Source organism: Paraburkholderia sp. UYCP14C, assembly GCF_004197395.1.
Taxonomy (GTDB): Bacteria; Pseudomonadota; Gammaproteobacteria; order Burkholderiales; family Burkholderiaceae; genus Paraburkholderia.
This window is the reverse complement of the sequence record NZ_SELS01000014.1, coordinates 156,843-181,654: the sequence shown is the minus strand read 5'-3', so window position 1 is coordinate 181,654 and position 24,812 is coordinate 156,843. Positions and strand designations below refer to the sequence as shown.

Sequence of the window (24,812 nt, the reverse complement as noted above, 5' to 3'; positions counted from 1 at the left end):
TCTTCAACATCAACTACTCCAGTTTGGATCACACGTTTTACCCCAACTCTGTGTCCAGAAAAACCGGAGCCGCCGCACTCATTGCTTCACCTTTCTGTCCGGTCGCACCACAGCCGCGCGAAACTCGCCCGAAAAACCGCCAGGAACTTTGCTTACCTCAAAGTTTATACGCGGTGAGCGATATGAATTTCAAGGACACGAAAAACCGTCAATGCGCACTTACCGCTTCGCTTGCGCTACCGCACTTTGCCAGGACAACCCGGCGTCGCACGATGCAGCGCGGCCGGCGCGAACGATTCGCCCCGCCAGCCGGGTGGTCAAGCTCGAGAAACGCTAACGACGATCAAGCCGGACGCGGCGGAATATTCAGGCCGCGCACCACTGCCGGCCGCTCGACGAACGCAGCCAGCACGCGCCGCACGTTCGGGAAGTCCTGAATGCCGACCAGTTCTCCCGCCTCGTAAAAGCCGACCAGGTTGCGCACCCAGGGGAAGATCGCGATATCGGCGATCGAATACTGATCGCCCATCACCCATGCGCGTCCTTCGAGCCGCTGCTCCAGCACGCCGAGCAGCCGCTTCGATTCGGCGATGTAGCGATCGCGCGGACGCTTGTCCTCGTACTCCTTGCCGGCGAACTTGTGGAAGAAGCCGACCTGGCCGAACATCGGTCCGATGCCGCCCATCTGGAACATCACCCACTGGATCGCCTCGTAGCGCCCGGCGGCGTTCTGCGGGATCAGCTTGCCGCTCTTGTCGGCGAGATAAATCAGAATCGCGCCCGATTCGAACAGCGGCAGCGGTTTGCCGTCGGGACCGTGCGGATCGAGGATCGCCGGAATCTTGTTGTTCGGATTCAACGACAGAAACGCCGGCGTCATCTGATCGTTGGTGTCGAAGCGCACCAGATGCGGCTCGTACGGCAAGCCGGTCTCCTCGAGCATGATCGAGATTTTTACGCCATTGGGGGTCGGCAGCGAATAGAGCTGAATCCGGTCCGGATGCTCGGCCGGCCATTTCTTCGTGATCGCGAAAGTGGATAAATCAGTCATGGGTTCGGGTCGCCCTGGCGGACAGAAATTACAAGACCGCCCAATATAAACCGACTCGCCAGAACGCGTGCGACGCCGCGAGAAGACCTTACAAACGCTGCGGCCACACCGCCGGTCGCGATCGGCGCTTCACCACAAGTCCTTCGTCGCCGTGCCCGCGCGCACGTTGAAGCCTTCACGCCACAGTGCCGCGCCGACCGTCAGCAGCAGCGTCTTCTCGGTGCCGTCGAGCAGTTCCCACGCGGTGGCGAGCCACGTCGCGAAATTCGCGCAGGTCACTTCGAGATCGGGCGGTGCCTTGCCTTCCAGGTACTGCCGTTCGAACATCGAAAGTATCTTTTCGGGTGTCATTGGCGCGACCTCGTGGTGGGTTTGCGCCAAGTCTAAAGGGCTCCCAGCGCGTGCGGAATGCCCATGATCGCGATCACGGGTTACTCCCAGGCCGGCTGCCGCGTGAACTTCAGCCGCGACCCAAATGGTGAAATCGGACGCGTCGTGCCCGACCTGCGCCGTGCTAAAAACGAAGGCGCCGCGACGATCGCGACGCCTCCACCGTTACGGCCGTCTATACCGCACGGGTTCAGTGACGACCGCGCTTTGCATCGTCCTTGGCGGCTTCCTTCGCATCGCCATAGGCCTTCTGCACCTTGCCGGCGCCCTGCTGCATGTCGCCCTTGAGTTCCTTCGCGGGGTCGTTCGTGGCCTTGCCGATGGCCTCATTGACCTTGCCCTTGACTTGCTCGCCAACGCCCTTCACTTGATCCTTGTTCATGCTCGGCTCCCATATGCGTAGTCGACAGAGATGCCGGCGCGGTATTTCGCCGGTATCTGGGAAGCAGCAACGGCTGTTCCCGAGGGCTGTTTCGCGCGCGGCGCCGCGCCGTCGATGAACGCCGACGCGCAATCCGGCAAATTTTTTATTCAAAAAGCCTAAAGTCTTGCCGGGGACCGCCGTAAATGCGTTCAGGGAGGAGCCATGGACCACACGGGGACCACGATTTCTGGATCATCGCAGGCTGCGTTGATCGACCACGACATCGCGCACATCGCGCGCGTCATGCACGTATCGCTGCGCGGCGATTTCGGCGGTCCGATCCTGCCCGCCGCCTATTGGCGCAAACGGTTGAACGCGCTGCTCGACTGCGGCCAGCTTTCTTCCGCCCAATTGAACAAGGTCGACAGCCTGCTGCTGCAACTCGATCGGCTCGCCTCGACGCCGCCCCCCGAGTGGGAACGCTTCGCGCCCGCCCCGACCACGCGATTCGAGCCGGCTGCCCCGGTGAAAAAGCCGAAGTCGGCCTGATCTTGCCGACGCGGACACCGCGTCATCGCCTCATCGTCTCTGCACCCGCTGAGCCCGTCCGACTGCCGCCAAGCCAGCGCGTGGATCGCCGCGCGTGCCGCAAAAAAAAAAGCGACCGCATAAAAGGTCGCGGCCGCCAACACACGTCGCAACGCTGGAACCGAGCGTCACTCGACAAGCGTACATGCGCAATCGTGACAAGCACGTTTCGCCGCAGACAAACACAGCCGCGCGACGTATCGCGAAATATTCCTGATCATTCGGCGCTAAAAGTAGGGAAAGGGGACGACCTTAGGTCATAATGTCCGCAAAAATTCCCTGCAAGGACGCCACGTGACCCTCGCCGCACCGTTCGACCTGCTCAAGCAGGCGCGCGCCCGTTTCACCCAACGCGAAATCGCCGCGCATGTCGGCAAGGACATCAAGACGGTGCGTCGCTGGGAAAAAGGTGAGACGCCTTGTCCCGCGATGCTGGAACCCGCGTTGCGCGATCTGCTGCGACAAGGCGCGCGTGAAGCGCAACACGCGGGCGACCCGGCGCGCTTCCGCTTCATCGACCTGTTCGCGGGTATCGGCGGAATTCGCATGGGCTTCGAGGCGCACGGCGGCGAATGCGTGTTCACCAGCGAGTGGAACGAGTTCTCGACACGGACTTACCGTGAGAACTACGGTGACAACTACGGCGAGAACTACGCCGACAACTCCGCGAGCAACGGCGCGCACGCGCTGATCGGCGACATCGTCACGTTTCCCGCCGAAGACGTGCCGAGCCACGACGTGCTGCTCGGCGGCTTTCCGTGCCAGCCGTTTTCGATTGCCGGCGTCAGCAAGAAGAACGCGCTCGGCCGGCCGCACGGCTTCGAATGCACGACCCAGGGCACGCTCTTTTTCGACGTCGCACGCATCATCGCCGCGAAGCGCCCGGCCGCGTTCCTGCTCGAAAACGTGAAGAACCTGCTGTCGCACGACAAGGGCCGCACCTTCGACGTGATCCTGCAAACGCTGCGCGACGAGCTCGGCTACGAGGTGCACTACCGCGTGATCGATGGTCAGCATTTCACGCCGCAGCATCGCGAGCGCATCATCATCGTCGGCTTTCGCGGCAAGACCGCGTTCACGTGGGACGACCTGCGCCTTCCCGAACAGGGTCCGCGGCTCGGCGCGATCCTGCATCGCACGGACGGCACGGAACCGGCGCTGCCGTGGGACCACGACCGCTTCTTCGACCACACCGCACGCCGCGTGCAGCCGAAATACACACTCACGCCGAAGCTGTGGGCATATCTGCAAAACTACGCGGCCAAGCATCGCGCGGCGGGCAACGGCTTCGGTTTCGGCATGGCGTATCCGGATAGCGTGACGCGCACGCTGTCGGCGCGCTATCACAAGGACGGCTCCGAAATTCTCGTCTATCAGGGCGAGGCGCTGCGCCCGCGCCGTCTGACGCCGCGTGAATGCGCACGCCTGATGGGCTTTCCCGACACCTTCAGGATTCCGGTCAGCGATACGCAGGCCTACCGTCAGTTCGGCAACAGCGTCGTGATGCCGGTGATGCGCGAAGTGGCGCGTATCATGCTGCCGCATGTGCAAACCCTGCTCGCCCATCCGACCCGCGATGCGTCGAAACACTCCCTGCCGCTCTACGCGTAAGCAGCCGCGCGACGCGTCGGCCCGCTGACGATGGTCGATATCGTCGATAGTGCGACGCGCAGCCGGATGATGTCCGGCATTCGCGGCCGCAACACCAAGCCGGAGGTCCTGATCCGCAGCCTGCTGCATCGGCAGGGCCTGCGCTTCCGGCTCGACGCGCGCGATCTGCCAGGCCGCCCCGACATCGTGCTGCCGCGTCATCGCGCGGTGGTGCTCGTGCACGGCTGCTTCTGGCATGGCCACGACTGTCATCTGTTCAAATGGCCGCAGACGCGGCCCGACTTCTGGCGCGACAAGATCGGCCGCAATCGCAGCAACGACGACAAGGTGCGCGCCGCGCTGCTCGCGAGCGGCTGGCGCGTCGCGGTCGTGTGGGAATGCGCGTTGCGGGGCGCGAATCGCGATATCGCGGGCGTGATCGAGCGGCTCGTCGCGTGGATCAGAAGCGACGCGCCGGAGTTCGAGGAACGCGGCTGACACCACCTGCGAGCTGACCGGCTCGCGCGAGTCTCGCGGCCGCCGCTGGTGATACACTCGAAAAGCTCACCCGGCGTGCTTTCGAGATGTCCTCGAGGCACGCTGCGGCGGCGTTTTCCGGGTGCTTTCCCGGCGCTTTCACGGCATGCCCTCACCCGCTTCGGCATGCCGCGAGATGCGCCTCGCCCGCAGCGACATCGCGCACTCCGACGAACCCAGAACCAATCAACAAGGGAGGCACATCATGGCTGACTTCCGTCTCTGGTCCGACGACTTTCCCACCAACGGCTTCATGCCGAAAGCCCACGAGTACGACGACAAGGCATTCGGTGTCGACGGCGAAAATATCTCGCCGTCGCTGCAATGGGAAGCGCCGCCCGCGGACACGCAAAGCTTCGCGCTCACCGTTCACGATCCCGACGCGCCGACCGGCAGCGGCTTCTGGCACTGGGTCATCGTGAACATCCCGGCCGACGCCCGCTCGCTGCCGCGCAACGCCGGCAAGGCCGACGGCTCGCTGCTGCCGCAAGGCGCGATGCAGGTGCGCAACGACTACGGGACGGTCGGCTTCGGCGGCGCCGCGCCGCCGCGCGGCGATCGCACGCATCGCTACATCTTCCGGCTGCATGCGCTGAAGGTGCCGCATCTGCCGGTCAGCGCGGACACCACCAACGCCGTCGCGCGCTTCATGACTCACCTGAACGAAATCGATTCGACGACCCACACCGGCCTTTACGAACTCAAATAACGCGCACGCGGCGCCGGCGCCCGGGTCAAGCCGGCGCCGCGCCGACCGATACGTCCGCAGCGGCCAGCGCGTGAGCCGCACACAGGCGCGCCAACATCTCCGACAAATCGAACAATCGATGCACGCACCCTCCCCGCGCACGGATGGCCCTGCGCCCTCCACTCCCCGTTTCGAAGGCAAGGAACTGGGCCTACCGGTTCCACAACGCTATTGGGCGATGCTCGTCATCGCGCTGTCGCTGACCCTCGCGGTGCTCGACAGCGCGATCGCCAACGTCGCGCTGCCGACGATCGCGCGCAACCTGAATGCCAGCGCCGCCGCGTCGATCTGGGTCGTCAACGCGTATCAGCTGGCGATCACGATCTCGCTGCTGCCGCTCGCGTCGCTCGGCGACCGCATCGGCTACCGGCGCATTTATCTGTCGGGCCTGATCCTGTTCACGGTCGCGTCGTTCGGCTGCGCGCTGTCGAACTCGCTGGCGACGCTCGCGCTCGCGCGCGTGGTCCAAGGCTTCGGCGCGGCCGGCATCATGAGCGTGAACACCGCGCTCGTGCGCATGATCTATCCGCCCTCGCAGCTCGGGCGCGGGGTCTCGATCAACGCGATGGTGGTGGCGGTGTCGTCGGCGGTCGGGCCGACCGTCGCCTCGGGCGTGCTCGCGATCGCGACGTGGCCGTGGCTGTTCGCGATCAACGTGCCGATCGGCATCGCGGCGATCGTCGGCGGCTTCAAGGCGCTGCCGATGAACCCCGGCCACGAATCGCCGTACGACTATCTGAGCGCGGTGATGAACGCATTGGTGTTCGGCCTGCTGATTTTCGCGGTCGACGGCCTCGGCCACGGCGAGCGTTTCGGCTATGTGACGCTCGAAGCGCTCGGCGCACTCGTGATCGGCTACTTCTTCGTGCGCCGGCAGCTAACGCGGCCGGCCCCGCTGCTGCCGATCGACCTGCTGCGGATTCCGGTGTTCGCGCTATCGATCGGCACGTCGGTCTGCTCGTTCTGCGCGCAGATGCTGGCGTTCGTGTCGCTGCCGTTCCTGCTGCAGGAAACGCTCGGCATGTCGCAGGTCGAAACCGGTCTTCTGATGACGCCGTGGCCCGCGGTCATCATCATCGCGGCGCCCATCGCCGGTGTGCTGTCGGACCGGATATCGGCCGGCTGGCTCGGCGGCGTCGGGCTCGCCGCGATGACGGTCGGCCTGCTGCTGCTCGCGACGCTCGGGCCGCATCCCGACGCGTTGCAGATTTCGTGGCGCATGGCGCTGTGCGGCGCGGGCTTCGGCATCTTCCAGTCGCCGAACAATCGCACGATGCTGTCGGCCGCGCCGCGCGAACGCAGCGGTGGCGCGAGCGGCATGCTCGGCACCGCGCGCCTGACCGGACAAACGCTCGGCGCGGCGCTGGTCGCGCTGATCTTCGGCATCGCGCCGCAGAGCGGGACGATCGTCGCGCTGTATGTGGCCGCGGGGTTCTCGGCGGTCGCGGCGGTCGTCAGCACGATGCGGGTCATGCAGAAGGTGGCGCAGCCCGCTTGAAGGTAGTGGCCGTAACACGCGCAATGCAAGCACGAAAAAGGGCGCGCATCGCACGACGCGATGCACGCCCTCTTTGTTTCGATCTTCCCTGTCACTCCATTCACGACGTGACCGGCACTGGCGCCACCCGCGCGCGCGGGCCGCGCCTGTCCGCTCAGGACGATGCCGTCACGTCAGCGAGCTTTACCGCCTTGGCCGTCACCGAAGCGGCGGTGGCGACGTTGCGCAGATCGTCGAGGATCGTATCGCGCCATACCGACAGATTGTTCTCGCGCATCGGTTTCATCATGTCCGCATGACGCGCCTGACGTTCGGCGAGCGGCATCGATAGCGCGCGCTCGAGCGCTTCGGCCATCTGCGACAGATCGAACGGATTGACGACGAGCGCGCCCGGCAATTGCTCGGCGGCGCCCGCGAATTGCGACAGCACGAGCACGCCCGGATCGGCCGGATCCTGCGACGCGACGTACTCCTTGGCCACCAGATTCATGCCGTCGCGCAGCGGCGTCACATAGCCGACCTGCGACTGGCGGAACAGCGCCATCAGCAGATTGCGCTCGTACTTGCGATTCAGATACTGGATCGGCGTCCAGTCGAGCTGCGCGAACCGGCCGTTGATGCGGCCCGCTTCGCCTTCGAGCGTTTGCCGGATGCGCTGATAGGTCTGCACGTCGGCGCGGGTCGGCGGCGCGATCTGCACGAGCGACACGCGGCCATGCCAGCCGGGCGCGTTCTGCAACAGCCGCTCGAATGCCTGGAAGCGCTCGACCAGTCCCTTCGAATAATCGAGCCGGTCGACGCTCATGATCAGCTTGCGCCCGCGCATGCCGTCGCGCAGGCTGCGCACCGCCTTGCGGTCGGTGAACTGCTCGGCGGCTTTGGCGATCGCATCGGGATAGATGCCGATCGGGTACGCGCCGACCTTCAGGAAGCGGCCATACGCGTGCACCATGCCATCTTCGCTCGACGTGCCGTGCTGACCGCGCTCGATATAGTCGACGAACGACTGGCGATCCGCCTCGGTCTGAAAGCCGATCACGTCGTAGCTGCACATCGCCTTGACGAGTTCCTCGTGCGGCGGGATCGTGCGCAGCACTTCGGGCACCGGAAACGGAATATGCAGGAAAAAGCCGATCGGATTCTTCACGCCGAGCTCGCGCAGGCAGCGCGCGAACGGCAGCAGATGGTAGTCGTGCACCCAGATGATGTCGCTGGGCTTGAGCAGCTCCTTGAGCTGCTTCGCGAGCGTTGCGTTGACGCGCTGGTAGCCCGCGTAGTCGTCGCGGTCGTAGCGGGACAGGTCGTTGCGATAGTGGAAAGTCGGCCACAACGTGGTGTTCGAAAACCCGCGGTAGTACTCGTCGTAATCGCGCTTGGTGAGGCCCACCGTCGCGTAGGTGACGTTGCCCTGCTTCTCGATCACGGGTGCGGAAGGCTCGCTGACCGTTTCACCGCTCCAGCCGAACCAGACGCCGCCGGTCTCCTTCAGCGCGTCCAGCACGCCGATCGCGAGCCCGCCGGCGGCCGGACGCGCTTCCTGAATCGGTGCGACACGATTCGATACCACGATCAATCTGCTCATCAGTGCTCCATTGTTTCGTTGTATGCGGAAATGTGCCAAAACGGTGCATGCAATCCCCGTGCCGATATTTGAGATATCGGAAATAAAGTTGTATGAAAATGTGACGAACGAGCGAATCCCCGCAATCATCGCGGATCGCGAAGGAGATTTTTCTGTTTTCTCTGACGAAAGCGGAGGTCTTTCTTACCGGCATCCCGGCCCGTCGTGACGCCCCGCCCGTGTGCAAATCTGCTTCAGGCGTCCTGCTCCGAGCCCAGATCGCGCTGGTATTCGAGGCCTTCCTGACGCACTCCGCCCTGGTTGTGCTCGCCGTCCGGCGGCGTATGCGGCGCGATCCGATTCTGCGCGGCCGGGTCCGGCGACTCCGCCGGCTCAGTCTTGACGTCGGCCGGCCGGGGCCCGCGCTTCGTGTGCCGCGCGGAACGTCGCAATGCGGGGTGTCTCATGATCGTGCCTCCGGGGGAAGCCTGCCGCTTGTTGCGGCATCCCTACAGTCTAGGGGGCGAAACCGTAAATTGCCGGTAAAACATGCGCCGGCTTTGTAACAAGTACAGCAATGGGCTGCACCGGAACGGGGCAATTGGCCGCGTGCGGTGCGGGTGTGGGTGCACGCAGTGCGGGGCGGCTGGCGTGGAGGGTCGCATCAGCATTGCAGCGGTTGCGACGGACGGTTGGCGGCCTGGGGCGTTTGGGTTGGCTGCGGCGGGGGATCGCCGATCGGCGGCGCGACCGGTTCGATCGGTTCGATCGGATCCGGTGTCGGGCCGGGGACGGTGTCGGGCTCGGCCGGGTCCGGTGGCGCGATGGGAGGCGCGGTGGGCGGCTCGACCGGTTCGGGCCGGTGAGCGTGCATTGGCCTGGAAGGCGCGGAAGCGGCAGCGTAATGCGACAGGTGCGGCATGTCGGTGACCTCGTTTGCGTTCCATCGGAGCGCAGCAAGGCCTGTGCCGTCAGACTGCCCCGCCCGGAAGCCCGGGCGGGAGCTCGCTGATGTTGCGAACGAACTGCGAACGGGCTCGGATCAGACGTCCGCGCCGCCGAGCGCGCGCGATTCGTCGGCGGGATCGCCGTCTTCGCGCGCATCGTTGCCGTACTCGACGAGCCGGTTGTACAGCGTCTTCAGGCTGATGCCGAGAATCTCCGCGGCGCGCGTCTTCACGCCGCCGCATTGTTCGAGCGTCGCCAGAATCAGCTGGCGATCGGCTTCCGCGAGCGAGGTGCCGAACGGGATCGTGATCGCGGTGCCGGCCGCGGGCTTCGACAGCGTGATCTGCAACGGCACGCTCGCCGTGCTATCCGAATCCGCGCTCGACATGATGTGCGCGCGCTGCACGTAATTCTTCAGTTCGCGCACGTTGCCCGGCCACGGATACGACATCAGCATCTCCTTCACCGCGGCCGGGAAGTGCTTCTTCGTGCCGTGACGCTCGTTCAGGTCGTCGAGGAACGCTTGCGCGAGCAGCTCGACGTCCTTGCCGCGATCGCGCAGCGGCGGCAGGCTGATCGGAAACACGTTCAGCCGGTGGTAAAGATCGAGCCGCAGCTTGCCTTCGAGCACCGCCTGCTCGGGATCGCGATTGGTGGCCGCGATCAGGCGCACGTCGGTTTCGATTTCCTTGGTCGTGCCGACGCGCATGAACATGCCGGTCTCGAGCACGCGCAGCAGCTTCACCTGCAGCTCGATCGGCATCTCGGTGATTTCGTCGAGGAACAGCGTGCCGCCGTTCGCGCGCTCGAAATAGCCCTTGTGCTGCCGGTCTGCGCCGGTGAACGAACCGCGCTCGTGACCGAACATTTCCGATTCGATCAGATTCGGCGAAATCGCGCCGCAGTTGACCGCGAGGAACGCATGTTTGCGACGCAGGCTCAACTCGTGCAGCGTCTGCGCGGCGACTTCCTTGCCGGTGCCCGATTCGCCGACCAGCATCACCGAGGCGGCCGTCGGCGCGACGCGGCTGATCTGGTCGTAGACTTCCTGCATCGCCGGCGAATTGCCGAGCATCAGACCGAAGCGGCCCATGCGGCGCAATTCGCCGCGCAGCGTGCCGATCTCGGCTTTCAGGTCGCCGGCGCGCGGCAGGCGCGACAGGATCGCCTTCACGCGCTGCATGTTGATCGGCTTCACGAGGTAGTCGGCCGCGCCCATTTTCAGCGCGCTGACCGCCGACTCGACCGTCGCGTGGCCGGTGATCACGATCACTTCGACGCCGGAGCGCGGATCGAGATCTTCGAACAGATCGACCCCGCTGCCGTCAGGCAGCTTCAGGTCGGTGAATACGACGTCCGGCATCTGCCGGATCAGTTGAATACGCGCTTCGCGCAGATCGCCCGCGGTGGCGGTGGTCAGCCCGTCTTCCCCGATGATGGCGGAAAGCGCCTCGCGGGTACCTGCGTCGTCATCGACAATCAGTACATGTGGCATCGCGTTTCGAAAGCCTGCAAGCGTGGGTCAGAAAATATGCGAAACATGCCAATCGGCATGCCGCTGGTCAGGTCGGCTGCATGACGCGGAATCGAGTGCTCCCCGTCCCGGCCGACCATTTGATGAAAATATGCAACAATAACCGGTAGAAACCGGTAAATTTGCGTGTCATTGTTGTCTATTTACCTATTATACGGCTTTATAGGATTCGTTTAACAATCCCTTTCAGGCGCCGACCGCCAATCTGGCTGCACCGGCGCCCGCGGCCGCCGCCGGCCTTGCAGGCGAGCACGCCGCATCAGCCACGCGGAAACGGCCATGCACGGTTTTCGCCATTGACCTGTCCCGAGCCGTTGGTGCTGCTCGAGGCGGGCGCCAACTCGCTCGACAGGGTCGCCGGCGTCGCCACCGCGCCGCCCTCGTTTTCCCAGCGGCTCAGCTCCCGCACCGGGGCAACCTGGCCCGCGCGTTTGTGCTGCACGTAACGAACCGCCAGAAAGCCGCCGAGTGCCATCAATGCGCCGAAAAAGCCAATCGTGGGTCGTGTCATCATGAACTCCTTGGATCGTCATGCGGATGAGCGCAGGCCGTGCGAAGCGTGCGCCGCGTCTTGTAGCGAGCCGATGCGAGCATCGCTCGTGGCGCCGCCGCGTCTAACGCGCGACCAGCACGCCAAGCAAAAAACCGGTGCCCGCCGCGAGCGCGAGCGAACGCCACGGGTTATGCCGTACATAGTGCTCGGTGCTGACGGTCGCCTCGCGATAGCGGCGATGCACATTGCGTTGCGCGTCACCGAGTGCCGATTGCAGCGTTTCCACATGCGTGCCGAGCCGGTCGCGCAACGCATCGACGCCCTCCCCCGGCACGTTGGCGGCGAGCCGCAGCATTTCCTCCGAGTCCCTCAGCAGCACCCGGAGATCCTCGACGATCTTCTGTCCGCCGAGTGCAAGTTGTTGCGTGGTGTCAGTCATCGTTCACTCCTCATCTGTTTCGGCGTTCGTGCGATTGCGGAATCGGCGCGTCGACCGGCGCAACCGTTCGGACTTCGGCGCGCGATGCGGGTTGCCGGTTCGCCATCGGCGGTAGCGATCCGACGTAGCCGTCGAAAGCTCGCACGACTCGATCAAACGGTCAATGCCGCAAAGCATGTGCCCGGTATATTTACCGCTTTACTGCGCTGAAAAAGGCCAATTTCAAGCACTTTCGACCGATTTCGCGCACGGCTATTTCAGCGTCTGCCAGTTCGATTGCCGGAATCGGCGTCGAAGTGGTTAAATCGTCTTTTATGAGATAGTGGCTGTACGGTCTATCGCATTCAAGGCCTGCGCGCCGCAACACGAACTTCATTTGCACAGGACTCCCCCTTTTATGGCGTCAATCGATCTGGACTCGCCCACCGTGTCCGCCGGCGGCACTGCTTCGCCACAAGCGAAGCAGCGCGGCGCGGACGCCGTCGCGGGACTGAAATCGTACGGCCTGCTGTACGGCTCGTCGCCGGTGATGCTCGATCTGTACGAGCAGATCGAACGCGTCGCCGATACCGACGCGACCGCGCTGATCATCGGCGAATCGGGCACCGGCAAGGAGCTGATCGCCCGCACCATCCACGAGCGCAGCGGCCGCAAGGAAGGCGCGTTCGTCGCCGTGAACTGCGGCGCGATTCCCGATGAGCTGATCGAAGCCGAACTCTTCGGCCACGAAAAAGGCAGCTTCACCGGCGCGGTGCAGGGCCGCATCGGCTACTTCGAACATGCGAACGGCGGCACGCTGTTTCTCGACGAAATTACCGAAATGGCGCCGGTGCGCCAGGTCAAGCTGCTGCGCGCGCTCGAAACCGGCACGTTCTATCGCGTCGGCGGCAACGAGCTGATCAGCGGCAACGTGCGCGTGATCGCCGCGACCAATCGCGACCCCGCGGTGGCCGTCAAGGAAAACGGCTTGCGCGAGGATCTGATGTACCGGCTCGCGGTGTTTCCGCTGCGCGCGCCGCCGCTGCGCGAGCGCGAGAACGATCGCGAGCTGCTCGCACAATACTTCCTCGCGCAATTGAATCAGCAGGAAGGCACCAGCAAGAGCTTCAGCAAACGCTCGATCGAAACGCTGCGCTCATGGTCGTGGCCGGGCAACGTGCGCGAACTGAAGAACGCCGTGTATCGCGCGTTCATTCTCGCGGAGAAGACCGTCGAATTGCCGCATCCGCATCTTGCGTCGCGAGTCAAGAAAGCGGTCACGCAAGGCGATGCGATGAGCGTGTGGATCGGCACCCCGCTCGCCGACGCACAGAAGCAGATCATTCTCGGCACGCTGAAGTATTGCGGCGGCGACAAGCGGCGTGCGGCCAAAGCGCTCGGCGTGAGTCTCAAAACGCTGTACAACCGGCTGAGCGCATACGGCGACGACAGCGGGGAAGACGAAGCCGACTCGTAGGCACGGTGCAACGCGGGCAGCTCGCCGATGGCGGCGGTCCGCGGTCGCGCCGTCGCGCTTTCCATCGCGATCTTTTGGCCGCGCGTTTCGCGGCATCGAACTACTCTCCTTCTCCACGATTCGCACCGGCGGCAAATTTGCCGGATATCCCAAATACCTGGCATAGCCAGGTAAGTCCTCCTGCCCATGCAACAGAAAACATCGCCGCGCACGATGTTTTGCAATTTCTTGCATTTTTTCGCTGCCAATTACAAAACGCATCCTGCACAATGCGGCAGCGTAATAAACGACGTGTCCTTCGTTTACACGCGCGACGCGTGAACGCGGGCACCTGTACGGGCAGGGACCGGAGAAATGCAAAAGAACATGGTGTGGGCTGACGACGCGAAGTCCGTTGTCGCAATCAAACGCCCCCACGTAACGACGTTGATCGCGCTGGTGCTGGCGGTGTCGTCGGCGTTGAGCGGTTGTAGTTCGTTGTACTCGGAAGGCGCGGTCGCGGGCGCCGGTATCGCGGGTGCCGCGGTCGCCAGCAAGGTCACCAGCAATGCCGCGGTCGCGACCGGTATCGGTCTTGGCGCGGTCGCCGCCGCGCGCGCGGGCGTGCAGTACTCGGAGCGCGTGGTCCACACAAATACGCAGAACAGCATCGCGCAGGCGGCCGGCCCGCTCGACATTGGCGCAGTCGCCCCGTGGAGCATCACCCACTCTTTCCCGATCGAAGACGACGAGCACGGCCGCGTGACCGTCAGCCGTCTGATCAGCACCGGCGCGCTCGACTGCAAGGAAATCGTCTTCTCCGTCGACCAGACCGCGACGCGCGACAAGCCCGCGAGCAGCGCGTTCTACATCGCATCGGTTTGCCGTGACGGCAAGGACTGGCGTTGGGCATCGGCCGAACCCGCCACCGAGCGCTGGGGTGCGCTGCAATGACATTGCGTTCACCTGGCGTAGCGATGGGTGATCGGCTGCGGCTCGTCGCGGCCGGCGCGTTGTGCGTCGGTGCGAGCCTGCTGGCGAGCGGCTGCTCGTCGATCGGCGCCGCCAGCGGCGCGGCGGCGGGCGTCGCGTCGGGCATCGTCACCAGTAATCCGGCCGTCGCGCTCGGCGTCGGCGTGGCCGTGCAGGCCGCGACCGACGAAGCGGTCGCGCGCTACATGCGCGGCATGCACAAGGATCAGCAGGATCTGATGGCGGCGCTGGCCGGCACGATGTCGGTCGGAGAAACGAAACCGTGGTCGGTCAAGCACACGTTGCCGATCGAAAACGGCCACGGTCAGGTGCGCGTGACCCGCACGATCAGTTCGGCGCTCGCGCAGTGTAAGGATTTCGTGTTCTCGGTGCAGGACGGCGACGCACCGAACTCGCCCGAGAGGTGGTTCACCGCGAGCGCGTGCCAGCAGGACAAGGGCTGGAAGTGGGCGACGGCCGAGCCGGCGGTCGCACGCTGGGGCAATCTGCAATAAAAAAGCGGCGAGATTTTCCTCGCCGCTTTTTTTGATCTGAGCCGCAGTCTTGTCCACGGCAACGCAGGCTCAAGCCTCCACGTCTTCCAGACTGAAGATCTCGGTCTGGTCGTTATACGAGAAGATCTCGCCGTAACGGCCCCAGTTGATGACCGCGTCGAGCGTCTCTTCCGCAGCGCTATCCGACAGGAAGTCTTCCAGCTCCTGCTCGAAGCGCACCCGCGGCGCGCGATGCCCCGGCCGCTCATTCAACACTTTCTTGATCCGCGCCGCGAGCGGCACGTGCCGCAGCAGATGCTCGGCGAACATCATCTTCCGTTCCTGCGTGCCGAATTCGGAGAACACCCGCGCCGGCGGCGTCAGGAAAATGTCGCCCTCGCGCACGTCGGCGAAACCGAGGTGCTGCAGCACTTCGGCGATCGGGAACAAATCGTCGACCTCCAGATGCAGCGAGCGCGCGATTTCCGGCATGTCCGCGCGGCCGTGATAAGGCGCGGCGGCGAGCGTCTCGATCAGACCGGCCATCAGGTTGGTCGACACGTGCGGCAGCCAGCTGCCGAGCTCGAGCCCCTTCTTGGTCTTCTCGTCGGTCTGACGCGCGGTCATCTTCGCGTAGATCTCGTCGACGAGGCGGCGGAACGCCGGGTCCAGACGATTGCGCGGATGCTTGAACGGCACCTTGATCTCGGCGATCACGCGGCCCGGGTTCGACGACAACACCAGGATGCGGTCGCACATGAACACCGCTTCCTCGATGTTGTGCGTGACGATCAGCACCGCCTTGATCGGCATGCGGCCCTGGGTCCACAGATCGAGCAGGTCGGTACGCAGCGTTTCGGCGGTCAGCACGTCGAGCGCGGAGAACGGCTCGTCCATCAGCAGCAGCGTCGGATCGACGACGAGCGCGCGCGCGAAACCGACGCGCTGGCGCATGCCGCCGGACAACTCGCGCGGATACGCGTTTTCGAAACCGTCGAGACCGATCAGGTCGATCGCGGCGAGCGCGCGCGTGCGCCGCTCCGACGCGCCGACGCCTTGCGCCTCGAGACCCGCCTCTACGTTCTGCAGCACGGTCAGCCACGGAAACAGCGCGAAGGTCTGGAACACCATTGCGACGCCCTTCGCCGGGCCGGCGAGCGGCTTGCCCATGTACGTGACTTCGCCGTCGGTCGGCTCGATCAGGCCGGCGATGATACGCAACAGCGTCGACTTGCCCGAGCCCGAACGGCCGAGCAGACCCACGATCTCGCCCTCGCGCAGCGACAGATTCGCGTCGTCGAGAACGAGCAGTTCGCCCTGCGTCTTGTTGAAGCCGCGGCACACGTCCTTCACGCGCAGGATTTCCTCGCCGAGGCGCGGGGGCTTCGGCGGCGTCTGGATCGGCGCGGCGGTCATAGCAGCTTTGGGATTTTGCATCGCGTTAAGCCTTCATTTCTCAATCTAGACGGAGCTTGCCTTCGGCGTAGGCGTACATCGGACGCCACAGCAGACGGTTGAACAGGGTCACGAACAGGGACATCACGGCGATGCCTACGATGATCTTCGGATAGTCGCCCGCCGCGGTGGTCTGCGCGATATAGGCGCCGAGGCCGTGCGCGGCGACCTTGGTGTCGCCCCACTGCACGAATTCGGCCACGATGCTCGCGTTCCACGCGCCGCCCGACGCGGTGATCGCGCCGGTCACGTAGTACGGAAAAATGCCCGGCAGCATCGCCTGACGCCACCACTGCCAGCCGCGAATGTGGAAATTCTTGGCCGCCTCGCGGTAGTCGTTCGGATACGAGCTGGCACCGGCAATCACGTTGAACAGGATATACCACTGCGTACCGAGCACGATCAGGGGTGACAGCCAGATGTCCGGATTCAGGTGAAAGCGCACGATGACGATCACGAACACCGGGAACAGCAGGTTCGCCGGAAACGCGGCGAGGAACTGCGCGAGCGGCTGGACCTTCTCGGCGAGCGCCGGACGCAGGCCGATCAGCACGCCGACCGGCACCCAGATCACCGAAGCGATCGCGATCAGCACGACCACGCGCAACAGCGTGATCAGACCGAGCACGAACACGTGGCCGATCTCGTCGAGCGTCACGCCGGTGCGCACATACAGAAACACGCGGTACACCACGTACACCGTGGCGAGCAGCACGATCGCCGCCCAGACGATGTCGCCGACCTTCGAGCTCTTCTCGCTCTGCGGAATGTGAAAGCGCGGCGCGCTGAACGCCGGCAGCTGGAAGCGCACGCGAGCCGCGCGCGCGAACATCCAGCCGAGTGGCACGAGCAGACGGTGAATCAGCCGGGTGCGGCGGATCAGGTCGAGCAGCCACGATTCCGGCGCATCGCCCGAACTGGTGAACTCCATGCGGAACTTGTCCGCCCACGCGACGAGCGGACGGAACAGCAACTGGTCGTAGGCGAGGATCACGACCGTCATCGCGAGGATCACCCAGCCGATCGCGTGCAGGTTCTTGTCGCCGATCGCCTGCGCCAGATAGGCGCCGATGCCCGGCAGCGTAATCGTGTTGTTGCCGACCGTAATTGCTTCGGAAGCCACCACGAAGAACCAGCCGCCCGACATCGACATCATCATGTTCCAGATCAGGCCCGGCATCGAGAACGGCACTTCGAGCTTCCAGAAGCGCTGCCATGAGGTCAAATGAAAGCCGCGCGACACTTCGTCGAGATCGCGCGGCACCGTGCGCAGCGACTGATAGAAGCTGAACGTCATGTTCCACGCCTGGCTCGTGAAGATCGCGAAGATCGCGGCGAGCTCGGCGCCGAGCACGCGGCCCGGGAACAGCGCGAGGAAGAACGTGACCGTAAACGAGATGTAGCCGAGCACCGGCACCGACTGCAGGATGTCGAGAATCGGCACCAGCACGAGACCGGCGCGGCGGCTCTTGGCGGCCAGCGTGCCATAGACCAGCGTGAAGATCAGCGACGCGACCATCGCCGCGAGCATGCGCAGCGTAGTGCGCATCGCGTACTCGGGCAGGTTGGCCGGATCGAGCGAGATCGCCTGGGTCTTTAGCGTCGACATCGGCGCGAGCGTCTCGTGAAAGCCGATCGACGCCATCGCGATCAGGCAGATGATCAGCGGGAACGCGACGAAGTCCCAGCGGTTGGGCAGAACGCGCCATGCCGATGCATTGGCGGTGCGCTTCAGATTGAAGCTGAAATCCATCAGATGCCCTCCCCCTTGAAACAGGCATTCGAACGCTCGAAGGAGGCCGCGGCTGCTCCGCGGCGGTCTATGGGTCGGTCCGGAAAGCGGAAATCAGGCATGGCAAAACGCGCGTGCGTGGTAAATCGTTAGCGTTGGAGACACGTGGGCCGGCAATGGACAAGGTCGTGGACGCGTCCCCCACGACCACCACCATCACGCCGAACCCCTGTCGCCGCGGGCGCCGCCCGAGGGCTGGCGGGCTTTCCTCGTTTTGGACGGCACGACACTACACCATCCTGTGTTTCAGGCACAACCTTTCGCCGCAAATTGTGATATGGCGTCGCGAGGCCGTGGCGTAAGGCTCCAGCAAGCCCCCGCTCGCGTCGCCGCGCCGCACTGTACCCTGCTCCTGCGTGCTTCAGCGTGACACGTCGCGAGACCGACTCGCGGCGTGGCGCGCAAGCCACATCGGCGCGTCGCCCCGCCCGTCCCCGCTCGATCTCCCCATTAGCCCGCACAGCTATCAAGAATGCGGCGCGGCTGCCGTTAAGAATCTGATCGGCGCGGCATATGCAGACGACTTCCCAGCAATAACGGTGGCATCGTGCTGCGCGACGGTTAAAATCGGGAAACGTCGTACCTGTTTATCGGCGGTTCATCCTGGGCATGGCGACGGCGCAGCGCACGTCGCTCGTGGCCGGACGAAACCGCGGCCGACGCAGATAACGGCACAGCGTTGAGAGAGCGCTGCCCACCAACGAGCAAGTTGCATGTCACAGCCAGACGGATCAGAGGGTCGATGAACAGGACAACCTTGCGCCAGCTAGCCGGGCCGGTCAGCTTCGTGCTGATCGTACTGGTCTGCTGGTTCGTGGCTGGCATGGTCGCGGACCGGATGGTACAGCAAGAGCTGGACGCGGCGTTGCACACGCAGCGGCAGATGTCCACGTCGATCGTCGACAACATGGCCGAAGTGATTGCCAGCGACCTCGCGATGTCCCGCGCCATCCCCGCAACCATGGCCGAAATGGACGTGGTCCAGCGTGCCCTCGTGCAATCGCAGAATTATGCCGCGAACAGCGAGGCGGTGGAACCCGCGTTGCGAGCCGCGTTGCTGAAGGATCAGCGGATGGCCGCGGTCAGCAAGTTCCTGCACGAAGCGCAGGGCTTCTCCGGCCTCGATCAGGTCTGGATCGTCAACGCGAACGGCATCTGCGTCGCGTCGAGCAGCACGATGTCGAACCCCGAGGGCGCGCGGCAATCGTTCGTCGGCGTGGACATGCGGGCACGCGGCTATCTGACCAACGCGCTGCTCGGCGCATTCTCCGAAGCCTACGGCGTGGGTCGCGCGAGCGGCGAGCCGGGCATCTTCATCGCCGCGCCGGTGTACTCGGACGGGCTGCTGGTCGGCGCGGTGGTCGCGAAGGTGGGCATCGCGCGATTGCGCCACTGGGTCGCGCACGCGGGCACCTTCGTGTCCGACGACAACGGCGTCATCATCATGGCGCACAACAGCGCGCTCGAAGGCCACGCGTTGCCGAACTCGCGCGTCACTCAGATGAGCTCCGCCGAGCGGCGCCTCATCTACCGCCGCGACACCTTCCCCGACATGCTGATCCGCGAAGACACGCAAGTGCGTGAGCAGGCGCCGTGGGTGCCGGCGTCGGTCGCCGCGCAGCTGTTCGGCATGATCGAACAGCCGGCCCCGGCGCTCTATCAGAACCGCGGCGGACTGAATTCGGGGCTCTCCGCGCATCTGGTCGATCCGCTCGCAGCATGGCCGGAGCTGCTGCGCAACCACAAGCGCGACCATCTGCTGGTGTTCCTGACGCTGGCCGGCACCGTCGCGCTCGCGTGGGTGATCACCGTGTCCTACGTGCGCGAGCGGCGCCACCATCGCGCGACACGCGATCTCGCCGAGCAATTGCAATCGGCCAATACGCTGCTGTCGGCGGAGGCGCGGCACGATGCGCTGACCGGTGCGCTGTCGCGGCGCTATTTCCTCGACCTGCTGCGCCACGAGATCGATCGCGCGCACGCGGGCCGCGAGCCGCTGTGCATGGCGATCGCCGACCTCGACCACTTCAAGCAGATCAACGACCGCTTCGGCCATGCCGCCGGCGACCACGCACTCCAGCATTTCGTCGATACGTGTCGCGCCGAGCTGCGTGGCTCCGACGCGATCGGCCGGCTCGGCGGCGAAGAATTCGGCCTGCTGCTGCCGTCCACCGATCTCACCAGCGGGCGCGAGGTCGTCGAGCGTCTGCGGCTGCGGTTGAAAGCGCTGCCCTCGCCGAAACTGCCGGCGTCGGCTGGGCTTAGCGTGAGCATCGGCATCACCGAGCTGTCGCCCGACGATCTGCCCGAGCGCCTGATGAGCCGCGCCGATACCGCGCTGTACGCGGCGAAGACCGGCGGCCGCGACCGAACCGAAGCGCTGCCGCCCGACGATACGGCGCCGCCTACGCGTACGGCGATGAATGCCTGGTGAGTACCTGGTGACTGCCGGGTGAATGCCCGGTGAGTGTCCGGCAATCGAATGATGAGAGCCTTGACGCTCGCCCGAACACGCGGCGCGCGACGGTATCGCCCCCTCTTCCCGGCCAGCCCACGCCGTCCCCCTGCTCGCACTGAAATCGTCGCCGAGCTTCCCGCAACGAAGCAGGTATCATCAATCCTGATATTGGATTGTCACTACCGCACTAACGGGAGATTCGCATGAAGGGAAATCTGGTGATCGTCTGTCGCGATCAGGACGCTGACGCGTTCGACCATCTGCTCGCCGAATACGGCGCGTTCCAGACGCGTCTGTCGTCGACCGCGTGGTATCTGAAACTGGAGGTCGCGCCAGAACTGATTCAGGAGGAAATTCTCGCGCGCCTCGGCAAATATACGACGCACTATATTTTCGAGGCGGAATCGGTGACGTGGAACACGGTGGATAGCGAATCGGCGAACGCTTTAAATACGTTGTTTTCGGACTGACCTCTCGCCGCTCGCGATGTCGACGCCCGGAGCCCGCATCGCGAATTCGACACCCTACTCCTACCAGGCGTTTTCCGAGGCCGTCGCGACCCGCGGCAGCACTTCGATCGGAAAGCTCATCAACACCCGCAGACCGCGGCCGCCGTAATTGCCGATTTCCCATTCACCGCCCGAGCGCCGCACGAGCCGCTCGACGATCGCGAGGCCCAGCCCGCTATGGCCGTTGCCGCCGCGCGCCGGATCGAGCCGCACGAACGGCCGGCTCGCGTTGATCAGGTCCTGGGCGGCGATGCCCTTGCCGTTGTCGCTCACGGATAGCGTAAAGCCCTGCGGCGTGCGCGCGGTCGCGACGACCACCGGCGGCGCGCCGTACGCATGCGCGTTGTCGAGCAGGTTCGACAGGATCCGGTCGAGCGTGGCGGCGGGCAACAAGAACGACGGCCCGGCGTTCAGTTCCGTTTGCACGGTCGGCGCGCCGGTGGCCACGGCCCGATAGCTGCGCACCACACGTTCGCACTGCGCATCCACTTCCACCGGTTCGCTGCGGTCCGCGCCGTCGTGCGCGAACATCAGGAACTGCTCGACGATATGCGTCATCGAATCGACGTCGCGCACGACGCCGTCGCGCGTCTTCGCGTCGTCCATCATTTCGGCGCGCAGTCGCAGACGCGCAAGCGGCGTCTTCAGGTCATGCGCGACACCGGCCAGCATCACCGCGCGATCGTTCTCGGTGCGCGCGACTTCCTGCACCATCTGATTGAAGCCGTGCGTGAGTTGCCGCAACTCGCGCGGCCCGCGCTCGGGCACCGGCGGCACCGGCAGCCCGCGGCCGAAGCGCGCGACCGCCTGCGCGAGCAAGCGCAGCGGCCGCTGCAGCGCCCACGCGGCGAACAGCGCCGCCATCACCGCGAACGAGAAAATAATCACGAGCCACAAGACCGTGCGGTCGAGCGAGCGCGGCATGCGCAGCGGCTGCACCGGCACGACGATCCAGTTCTGATCGGACGCGGCGCGCACCCATAGCGTGGGCGGACCGCCGGGCGGACCGACGCGCACCTGGGTGTTGGACGGCATGCGGTCGCGCACGTCCTCGACGAAACGCTCGAGCGGCGGCGGCATGTTCGCGCCGGCTGCCGGCACGTCCGGGCTCGCCGGGTCGACCAGCTTCACGCGCGACGGCAACGGTTGATCCGGTGTGCGGGCGACGTGCTGACGCACCGCGTCGACGAGGAAGGTCGCTTCCTCGACCGCGTAGCGCGTTTGCAATTGCGAACGTTCGAGCCGCATCAGCGCATACCACGCGAAATGCGACAGCATCAGCACCGCTACGACGAGTAGCGCGAGTCGCCCGAACAGCGAATCAATGGGCCGACGCATGCTGCTCGCCGTCCGGCACGAACACGTAACCGCGGCCGCGCACCGTCTGAATGAAGCGCGGCGTGGATGGATCGGTTTCGAGAATGCGGCGCAGGCGCCACACCTGCACGTCGATGCCGCGATCGGTGCCGTCGTACTCGGGACCGTGCAGCAACTCCAGCAGGCGCTCGCGCGTGAGCGTGCGCATGGGGTGATTGACGAAAATCTTCAGCAGCGCGAACTCGCTGCCCGACAGCGTGAGCGGCTTGTCTTCGAGATGCAGCGTGCGCGACTGGAAGTCCAGCGTGAAGCGGCCGAAGCTGAACGGCTCGCGCTGCTCGGGCGCGGCCGCCGACGGCAGCGTGCGGCGGCGACGCAGCACCGCCTGCACGCGCGCGAGCAGCTCGCGCGGATTGAACGGCTTGCCGAGGTAGTCGTCCGCGCCGAGTTCGAGCCCGACGATACGGTCGACGTCGTCCGCGCGCGCGGTCAGCATGATGACGGGGATATCGTCGCCGGACGCGCGCAGCTTGCGCAGCGCGGTGAGACCGTCCACGCCGGGCATCATCAGGTCCAGCACGATGAGGTCGGGGCGCTCGCGTTCGAGGCGCCGTTCGAGCGAGCCCGCGTCGTGCAGCACCGAAACTTCGATGCCCTGACGGGCGAGATAGTCGCGCAACAGATCGCGCAGTTCGACGTCGTCGTCGACGACCAGGATTTGAGTAGCCATGGAATGAAGTTTAACGCGCAGCAGAAAGGGATTTCGTTTTCCGAACCGCCTCAAGGGTTACCGGGTGTTACGGTGAAAGGCGCACGTAATTGCTGGTAATAGCCGCTTTCGGGCGCGTAACACAGCGGCGCACTCGGTTCTCTACGCTGTGCCTTACCGAGTGCAGGCAGTCCAAAGACCGGTTGCATCGTCGGCTATTCCATTACAAGGAGCCTCATATGTCCACCAAAAAGATGTCGCGCGTTCTCGCCGTTGCTGCCACCGCTCTCGCCATCGGCGCGGGCGCCGCTTATGCCGCTCAACCCGCCGAGCAGGCGCACGGCGGCCCCGGCGGCTGGCACGGCCACTTCATGAAGGAACTGACCCAACTCCACGACCAGCTGAAGCTGAACGCGGATCAGGAAAAGCTGTGGCAAAGCGCGCTCGATACGATGAAGCAGAACCACGAAGCGATGCGCGCCAATCACAAGCAGGTTCACGACCAGTTCAAGGCCGCGCAGCAGCAGCCGATCCTCGATCTGAACGCGATGGCCGCGACGCATCAGCAGATCGAGCAGAAGGACGCGCAACTGCGTCAGCAAACCACCGACGCATGGCTCAAGTTCTACAACGGCCTGAACGACCAGCAGAAGACCACCGTCAGCACGGCGCTGAAGCAGCGCTTCGCGCGGATGGAGCAGCGTCACGAGAAGATGAGCGAGCGCTGGGAGCATCACAAGGGCGCGGCGTCGGCGCCGGCCGCTAATCAGTAAGCGACATGTTGCATCCGCGAGGTGGGCCAGGGAGGGCGCCTCGCTAATAGAAAAACGCCATGGAAGAGGTTTTCCATGGCGTTTTTGTTGGGCGCTGCGGTTGGGCCCTGCGGGTTGGCCCCCTACTCGCCGCCTCCCAGGCAGGCCGCTCGAATCAGCCGTTCAACTGACCGAGATCGAACAGCAGCACTTCCGCGTCGTCGCCCTTTTCCAGGGATACCGTTTCGACGTCGCTGAGCTTCGCGGCATCGCCCGCCTCGAGCACCGTGCCGTTCACGCTCAACGTGCCGCGCGCGACGTGCAGATAGGCGAGGCGCCCCGCCGGCAGCGCGAACGTCGCATGTTCGGCGCCGTCGAACAATCCCGCGTAGATCGACGCGTCCGCATGGATCGTCACCGAGCCGTCGCGGCCGTCGGGCGACGCGATCACGCACAGGCGCCCGCGCTTGCTGTCGGCGTCGAAGCGCTTTTCCTCGTAGCCGGGCTGATCGCCCGCGCGGCGCGGAATGATCCAGATCTGTAGCAGATGCGCGGGTTCGTCGCGCGATGCGTTGAACTCGCTATGCTGCACGCCGGTGCCGGCGCTCATGCGCTGCACGTCGCCGGGACGGATCGTCGAGCCGTTGCCCATGCTGTCGCGATGGGCGAGCGCGCCTTCGAGCACATACGTGACGATCTCCATGTCGCGATGCCCATGCGCGCCGAAACCCTGTCCGCCGGCGATGCGGTCTTCATTGATCACGCGCAGCGGCCCGAAGTGCACGTGCTCGGGGTCGCGGTAGTCTGCAAACGAGAAGCTGTGATACGAGTCGAGCCAGCCGTGGTTGGCGTGGCCGCGTTCTGCGGAGCGGCGAATCTCGATCATGGAAAGTCTCCCGGTAAGTAATCAATCAGAGCGATGCCAGGAATGTAGGGGCTGCACGCCCACTTAACAATCGTGCGAGACCGCACCGCAGCGTTCCATCGGTGCATGCAATCGCGTGCGGCGCGGCCGGCGAGCCCATCGAGCGGGGAAAGCCGGGGCATAGGAAGTCTGCGCCCCGAGGCCCGGCACCCGGTGGCCCGGTGGCCGGGAAGCCCGGCGCCCGGAAGCCCAGCGCACGGAAGCCCGGCGCACGGAAAACCTCGCCGGCGTCGCGCACGCACAACGCGCGGCG

Annotated in this window: 25 protein-coding genes; 11 read left to right on the top strand and 14 right to left on the bottom strand. The window is 65.0% G+C overall.

The annotated features are described in order from the left end of the window. Positions 1-343 precede the first annotated feature (343 nt). The 3 genes from EVC45_RS15725 to EVC45_RS15715 form a co-directional block, all read right to left on the bottom strand. The gene (locus EVC45_RS15725) at positions 344-1,051 is read right to left on the bottom strand and encodes a glutathione binding-like protein (protein ID WP_129958893.1); all 708 of its coding nucleotides are present in this window, start codon (positions 1,049-1,051) and stop codon (positions 344-346) included. A gap of 129 nt (positions 1,052-1,180) precedes the next feature. Further along, complete coding sequence (locus EVC45_RS15720; RefSeq protein ID WP_129958892.1) at positions 1,181-1,402, bottom strand: hypothetical protein; 222 nt, start codon at positions 1,400-1,402, stop codon at positions 1,181-1,183. Positions 1,403-1,631: 229 nt separating this feature from the next. Beyond that, on the bottom strand, positions 1,632-1,823 hold the full coding sequence (locus tag EVC45_RS15715) for a CsbD family protein (protein ID WP_129958891.1): 192 nt from the start codon (positions 1,821-1,823) through the stop codon (positions 1,632-1,634). 204 nt (positions 1,824-2,027) lie between these two features. Here EVC45_RS15715 and EVC45_RS15710 point away from each other — a divergent pair, with 204 nt between their 5' ends. The 5 genes from EVC45_RS15710 to EVC45_RS15690 all read left to right on the top strand — a co-directional run bounded on the left by EVC45_RS15710 (position 2,028) and on the right by EVC45_RS15690 (position 6,766). Further along, entirely contained in the window at positions 2,028-2,354 is a 327-nt protein-coding gene (locus tag EVC45_RS15710) for a hypothetical protein (RefSeq protein ID WP_129958890.1), read from the top strand. A 333-nt stretch (positions 2,355-2,687) separates the two neighbouring features. Further along, a complete protein-coding gene (dcm, locus tag EVC45_RS15705) occupies positions 2,688-4,004 on the top strand; it encodes a DNA (cytosine-5-)-methyltransferase (RefSeq protein WP_129958889.1) in 1,317 nt (438 codons plus the stop codon). 30 nt (positions 4,005-4,034) lie between these two features. Then, complete coding sequence (locus tag EVC45_RS15700; RefSeq protein ID WP_129958888.1) at positions 4,035-4,481, top strand: very short patch repair endonuclease; 447 nt, start codon at positions 4,035-4,037, stop codon at positions 4,479-4,481. Between the two features lie 244 nt (positions 4,482-4,725). After that, positions 4,726-5,229, top strand: a complete 504-nt coding sequence (locus EVC45_RS15695; protein WP_129958887.1) for a YbhB/YbcL family Raf kinase inhibitor-like protein — start codon at positions 4,726-4,728, stop codon at positions 5,227-5,229. Positions 5,230-5,347: 118 nt separating this feature from the next. Next, the gene (locus EVC45_RS15690; protein ID WP_211193421.1) at positions 5,348-6,766 is read left to right on the top strand and encodes an MFS transporter; all 1,419 of its coding nucleotides are present in this window, start codon (positions 5,348-5,350) and stop codon (positions 6,764-6,766) included. 154 nt (positions 6,767-6,920) lie between these two features. On the opposite strand, the gene otsA is transcribed toward EVC45_RS15690, so the two are convergent. The 6 genes from otsA to EVC45_RS15660 form a co-directional block, all read right to left on the bottom strand. Further along, complete coding sequence (otsA, locus tag EVC45_RS15685; protein WP_129958886.1) at positions 6,921-8,348, bottom strand: alpha,alpha-trehalose-phosphate synthase (UDP-forming); 1,428 nt, start codon at positions 8,346-8,348, stop codon at positions 6,921-6,923. Between the two features lie 233 nt (positions 8,349-8,581). Continuing rightward, a complete protein-coding gene (locus tag EVC45_RS15680) occupies positions 8,582-8,794 on the bottom strand; it encodes a hypothetical protein (RefSeq protein ID WP_129958885.1) in 213 nt (70 codons plus the stop codon). 197 nt (positions 8,795-8,991) lie between these two features. Further along, positions 8,992-9,240: a hypothetical protein gene (locus tag EVC45_RS46705; protein WP_373683021.1), complete on the bottom strand. Its 249-nt coding sequence runs from the start codon at positions 9,238-9,240 to the stop codon at positions 8,992-8,994. Positions 9,241-9,369: 129 nt separating this feature from the next. Continuing rightward, positions 9,370-10,770: a sigma-54 dependent transcriptional regulator gene (locus EVC45_RS15670; protein ID WP_129958883.1), complete on the bottom strand. Its 1,401-nt coding sequence runs from the start codon at positions 10,768-10,770 to the stop codon at positions 9,370-9,372. A 298-nt stretch (positions 10,771-11,068) separates the two neighbouring features. Continuing rightward, positions 11,069-11,320 (bottom strand): hypothetical protein, encoded by a 252-nt coding sequence (locus tag EVC45_RS15665; protein WP_129958902.1) that lies wholly within the window; start codon positions 11,318-11,320, stop codon positions 11,069-11,071. 103 nt (positions 11,321-11,423) lie between these two features. Further along, positions 11,424-11,741 carry a YqjD family protein gene (locus tag EVC45_RS15660; RefSeq protein ID WP_129958882.1) on the bottom strand — a complete coding sequence of 106 codons (318 nt, stop codon included), beginning with the start codon at positions 11,739-11,741 and terminating at the stop codon, positions 11,424-11,426. A gap of 397 nt (positions 11,742-12,138) precedes the next feature. Between EVC45_RS15660 and EVC45_RS15655 the strand changes: the two genes are divergently transcribed. The 3 genes from EVC45_RS15655 to EVC45_RS15645 all read left to right on the top strand — a co-directional run bounded on the left by EVC45_RS15655 (position 12,139) and on the right by EVC45_RS15645 (position 14,663). Continuing rightward, on the top strand, positions 12,139-13,197 hold the full coding sequence (locus EVC45_RS15655) for a sigma-54-dependent Fis family transcriptional regulator (RefSeq protein WP_129958881.1): 1,059 nt from the start codon (positions 12,139-12,141) through the stop codon (positions 13,195-13,197). Positions 13,198-13,551: 354 nt separating this feature from the next. After that, positions 13,552-14,130: a hypothetical protein gene (locus EVC45_RS15650; protein ID WP_129958880.1), complete on the top strand. Its 579-nt coding sequence runs from the start codon at positions 13,552-13,554 to the stop codon at positions 14,128-14,130. Continuing rightward, a complete protein-coding gene (locus tag EVC45_RS15645) occupies positions 14,127-14,663 on the top strand; it encodes a hypothetical protein (RefSeq protein WP_129958879.1) in 537 nt (178 codons plus the stop codon). Before EVC45_RS15650 ends, EVC45_RS15645 begins: the two co-directional genes overlap by 4 nt. A gap of 69 nt (positions 14,664-14,732) precedes the next feature. On the opposite strand, the gene EVC45_RS15640 is transcribed toward EVC45_RS15645, so the two are convergent. Together EVC45_RS15640 and EVC45_RS15635 are read right to left on the bottom strand one after the other, a co-directional pair. Further along, positions 14,733-16,079, bottom strand: a complete 1,347-nt coding sequence (locus tag EVC45_RS15640) for an AAA-associated domain-containing protein (RefSeq protein WP_129958878.1) — start codon at positions 16,077-16,079, stop codon at positions 14,733-14,735. Positions 16,080-16,098: 19 nt separating this feature from the next. Continuing rightward, on the bottom strand, positions 16,099-17,850 hold the full coding sequence (locus EVC45_RS15635) for an ABC transporter permease subunit (RefSeq protein WP_129958877.1): 1,752 nt from the start codon (positions 17,848-17,850) through the stop codon (positions 16,099-16,101). A 781-nt stretch (positions 17,851-18,631) separates the two neighbouring features. Here EVC45_RS15635 and EVC45_RS15630 point away from each other — a divergent pair. Together EVC45_RS15630 and EVC45_RS15625 are read left to right on the top strand one after the other, a co-directional pair. Beyond that, positions 18,632-20,323, top strand: coding sequence for a sensor domain-containing diguanylate cyclase (locus EVC45_RS15630; RefSeq protein ID WP_129958876.1), 1,692 nt, complete (start codon positions 18,632-18,634; stop codon positions 20,321-20,323). Between the two features lie 227 nt (positions 20,324-20,550). Continuing rightward, positions 20,551-20,817 (top strand): hypothetical protein, encoded by a 267-nt coding sequence (locus tag EVC45_RS15625; RefSeq protein ID WP_129958875.1) that lies wholly within the window; start codon positions 20,551-20,553, stop codon positions 20,815-20,817. Between the two features lie 60 nt (positions 20,818-20,877). On the opposite strand, the gene EVC45_RS15620 is transcribed toward EVC45_RS15625, so the two are convergent. Both EVC45_RS15620 and EVC45_RS15615 read right to left on the bottom strand, forming a co-directional pair. Then, positions 20,878-22,194 (bottom strand): ATP-binding protein, encoded by a 1,317-nt coding sequence (locus EVC45_RS15620; RefSeq protein ID WP_129958874.1) that lies wholly within the window; start codon positions 22,192-22,194, stop codon positions 20,878-20,880. Beyond that, positions 22,178-22,903 carry a response regulator gene (locus EVC45_RS15615; RefSeq protein WP_018419780.1) on the bottom strand — a complete coding sequence of 242 codons (726 nt, stop codon included), beginning with the start codon at positions 22,901-22,903 and terminating at the stop codon, positions 22,178-22,180. Before EVC45_RS15615 ends, EVC45_RS15620 begins: the two co-directional genes overlap by 17 nt. 218 nt (positions 22,904-23,121) lie before the next feature. Between EVC45_RS15615 and EVC45_RS15610 the strand changes: the two genes are divergently transcribed. Continuing rightward, complete coding sequence (locus EVC45_RS15610) at positions 23,122-23,655, top strand: periplasmic heavy metal sensor (RefSeq protein WP_129958873.1); 534 nt, start codon at positions 23,122-23,124, stop codon at positions 23,653-23,655. A gap of 154 nt (positions 23,656-23,809) precedes the next feature. Here the strand turns inward: EVC45_RS15610 and EVC45_RS15605 are convergent, their stop codons facing one another. Then, a complete protein-coding gene (locus EVC45_RS15605) occupies positions 23,810-24,520 on the bottom strand; it encodes a pirin family protein (RefSeq protein WP_129958872.1) in 711 nt (236 codons plus the stop codon). Positions 24,521-24,812 lie beyond the last annotated feature (292 nt).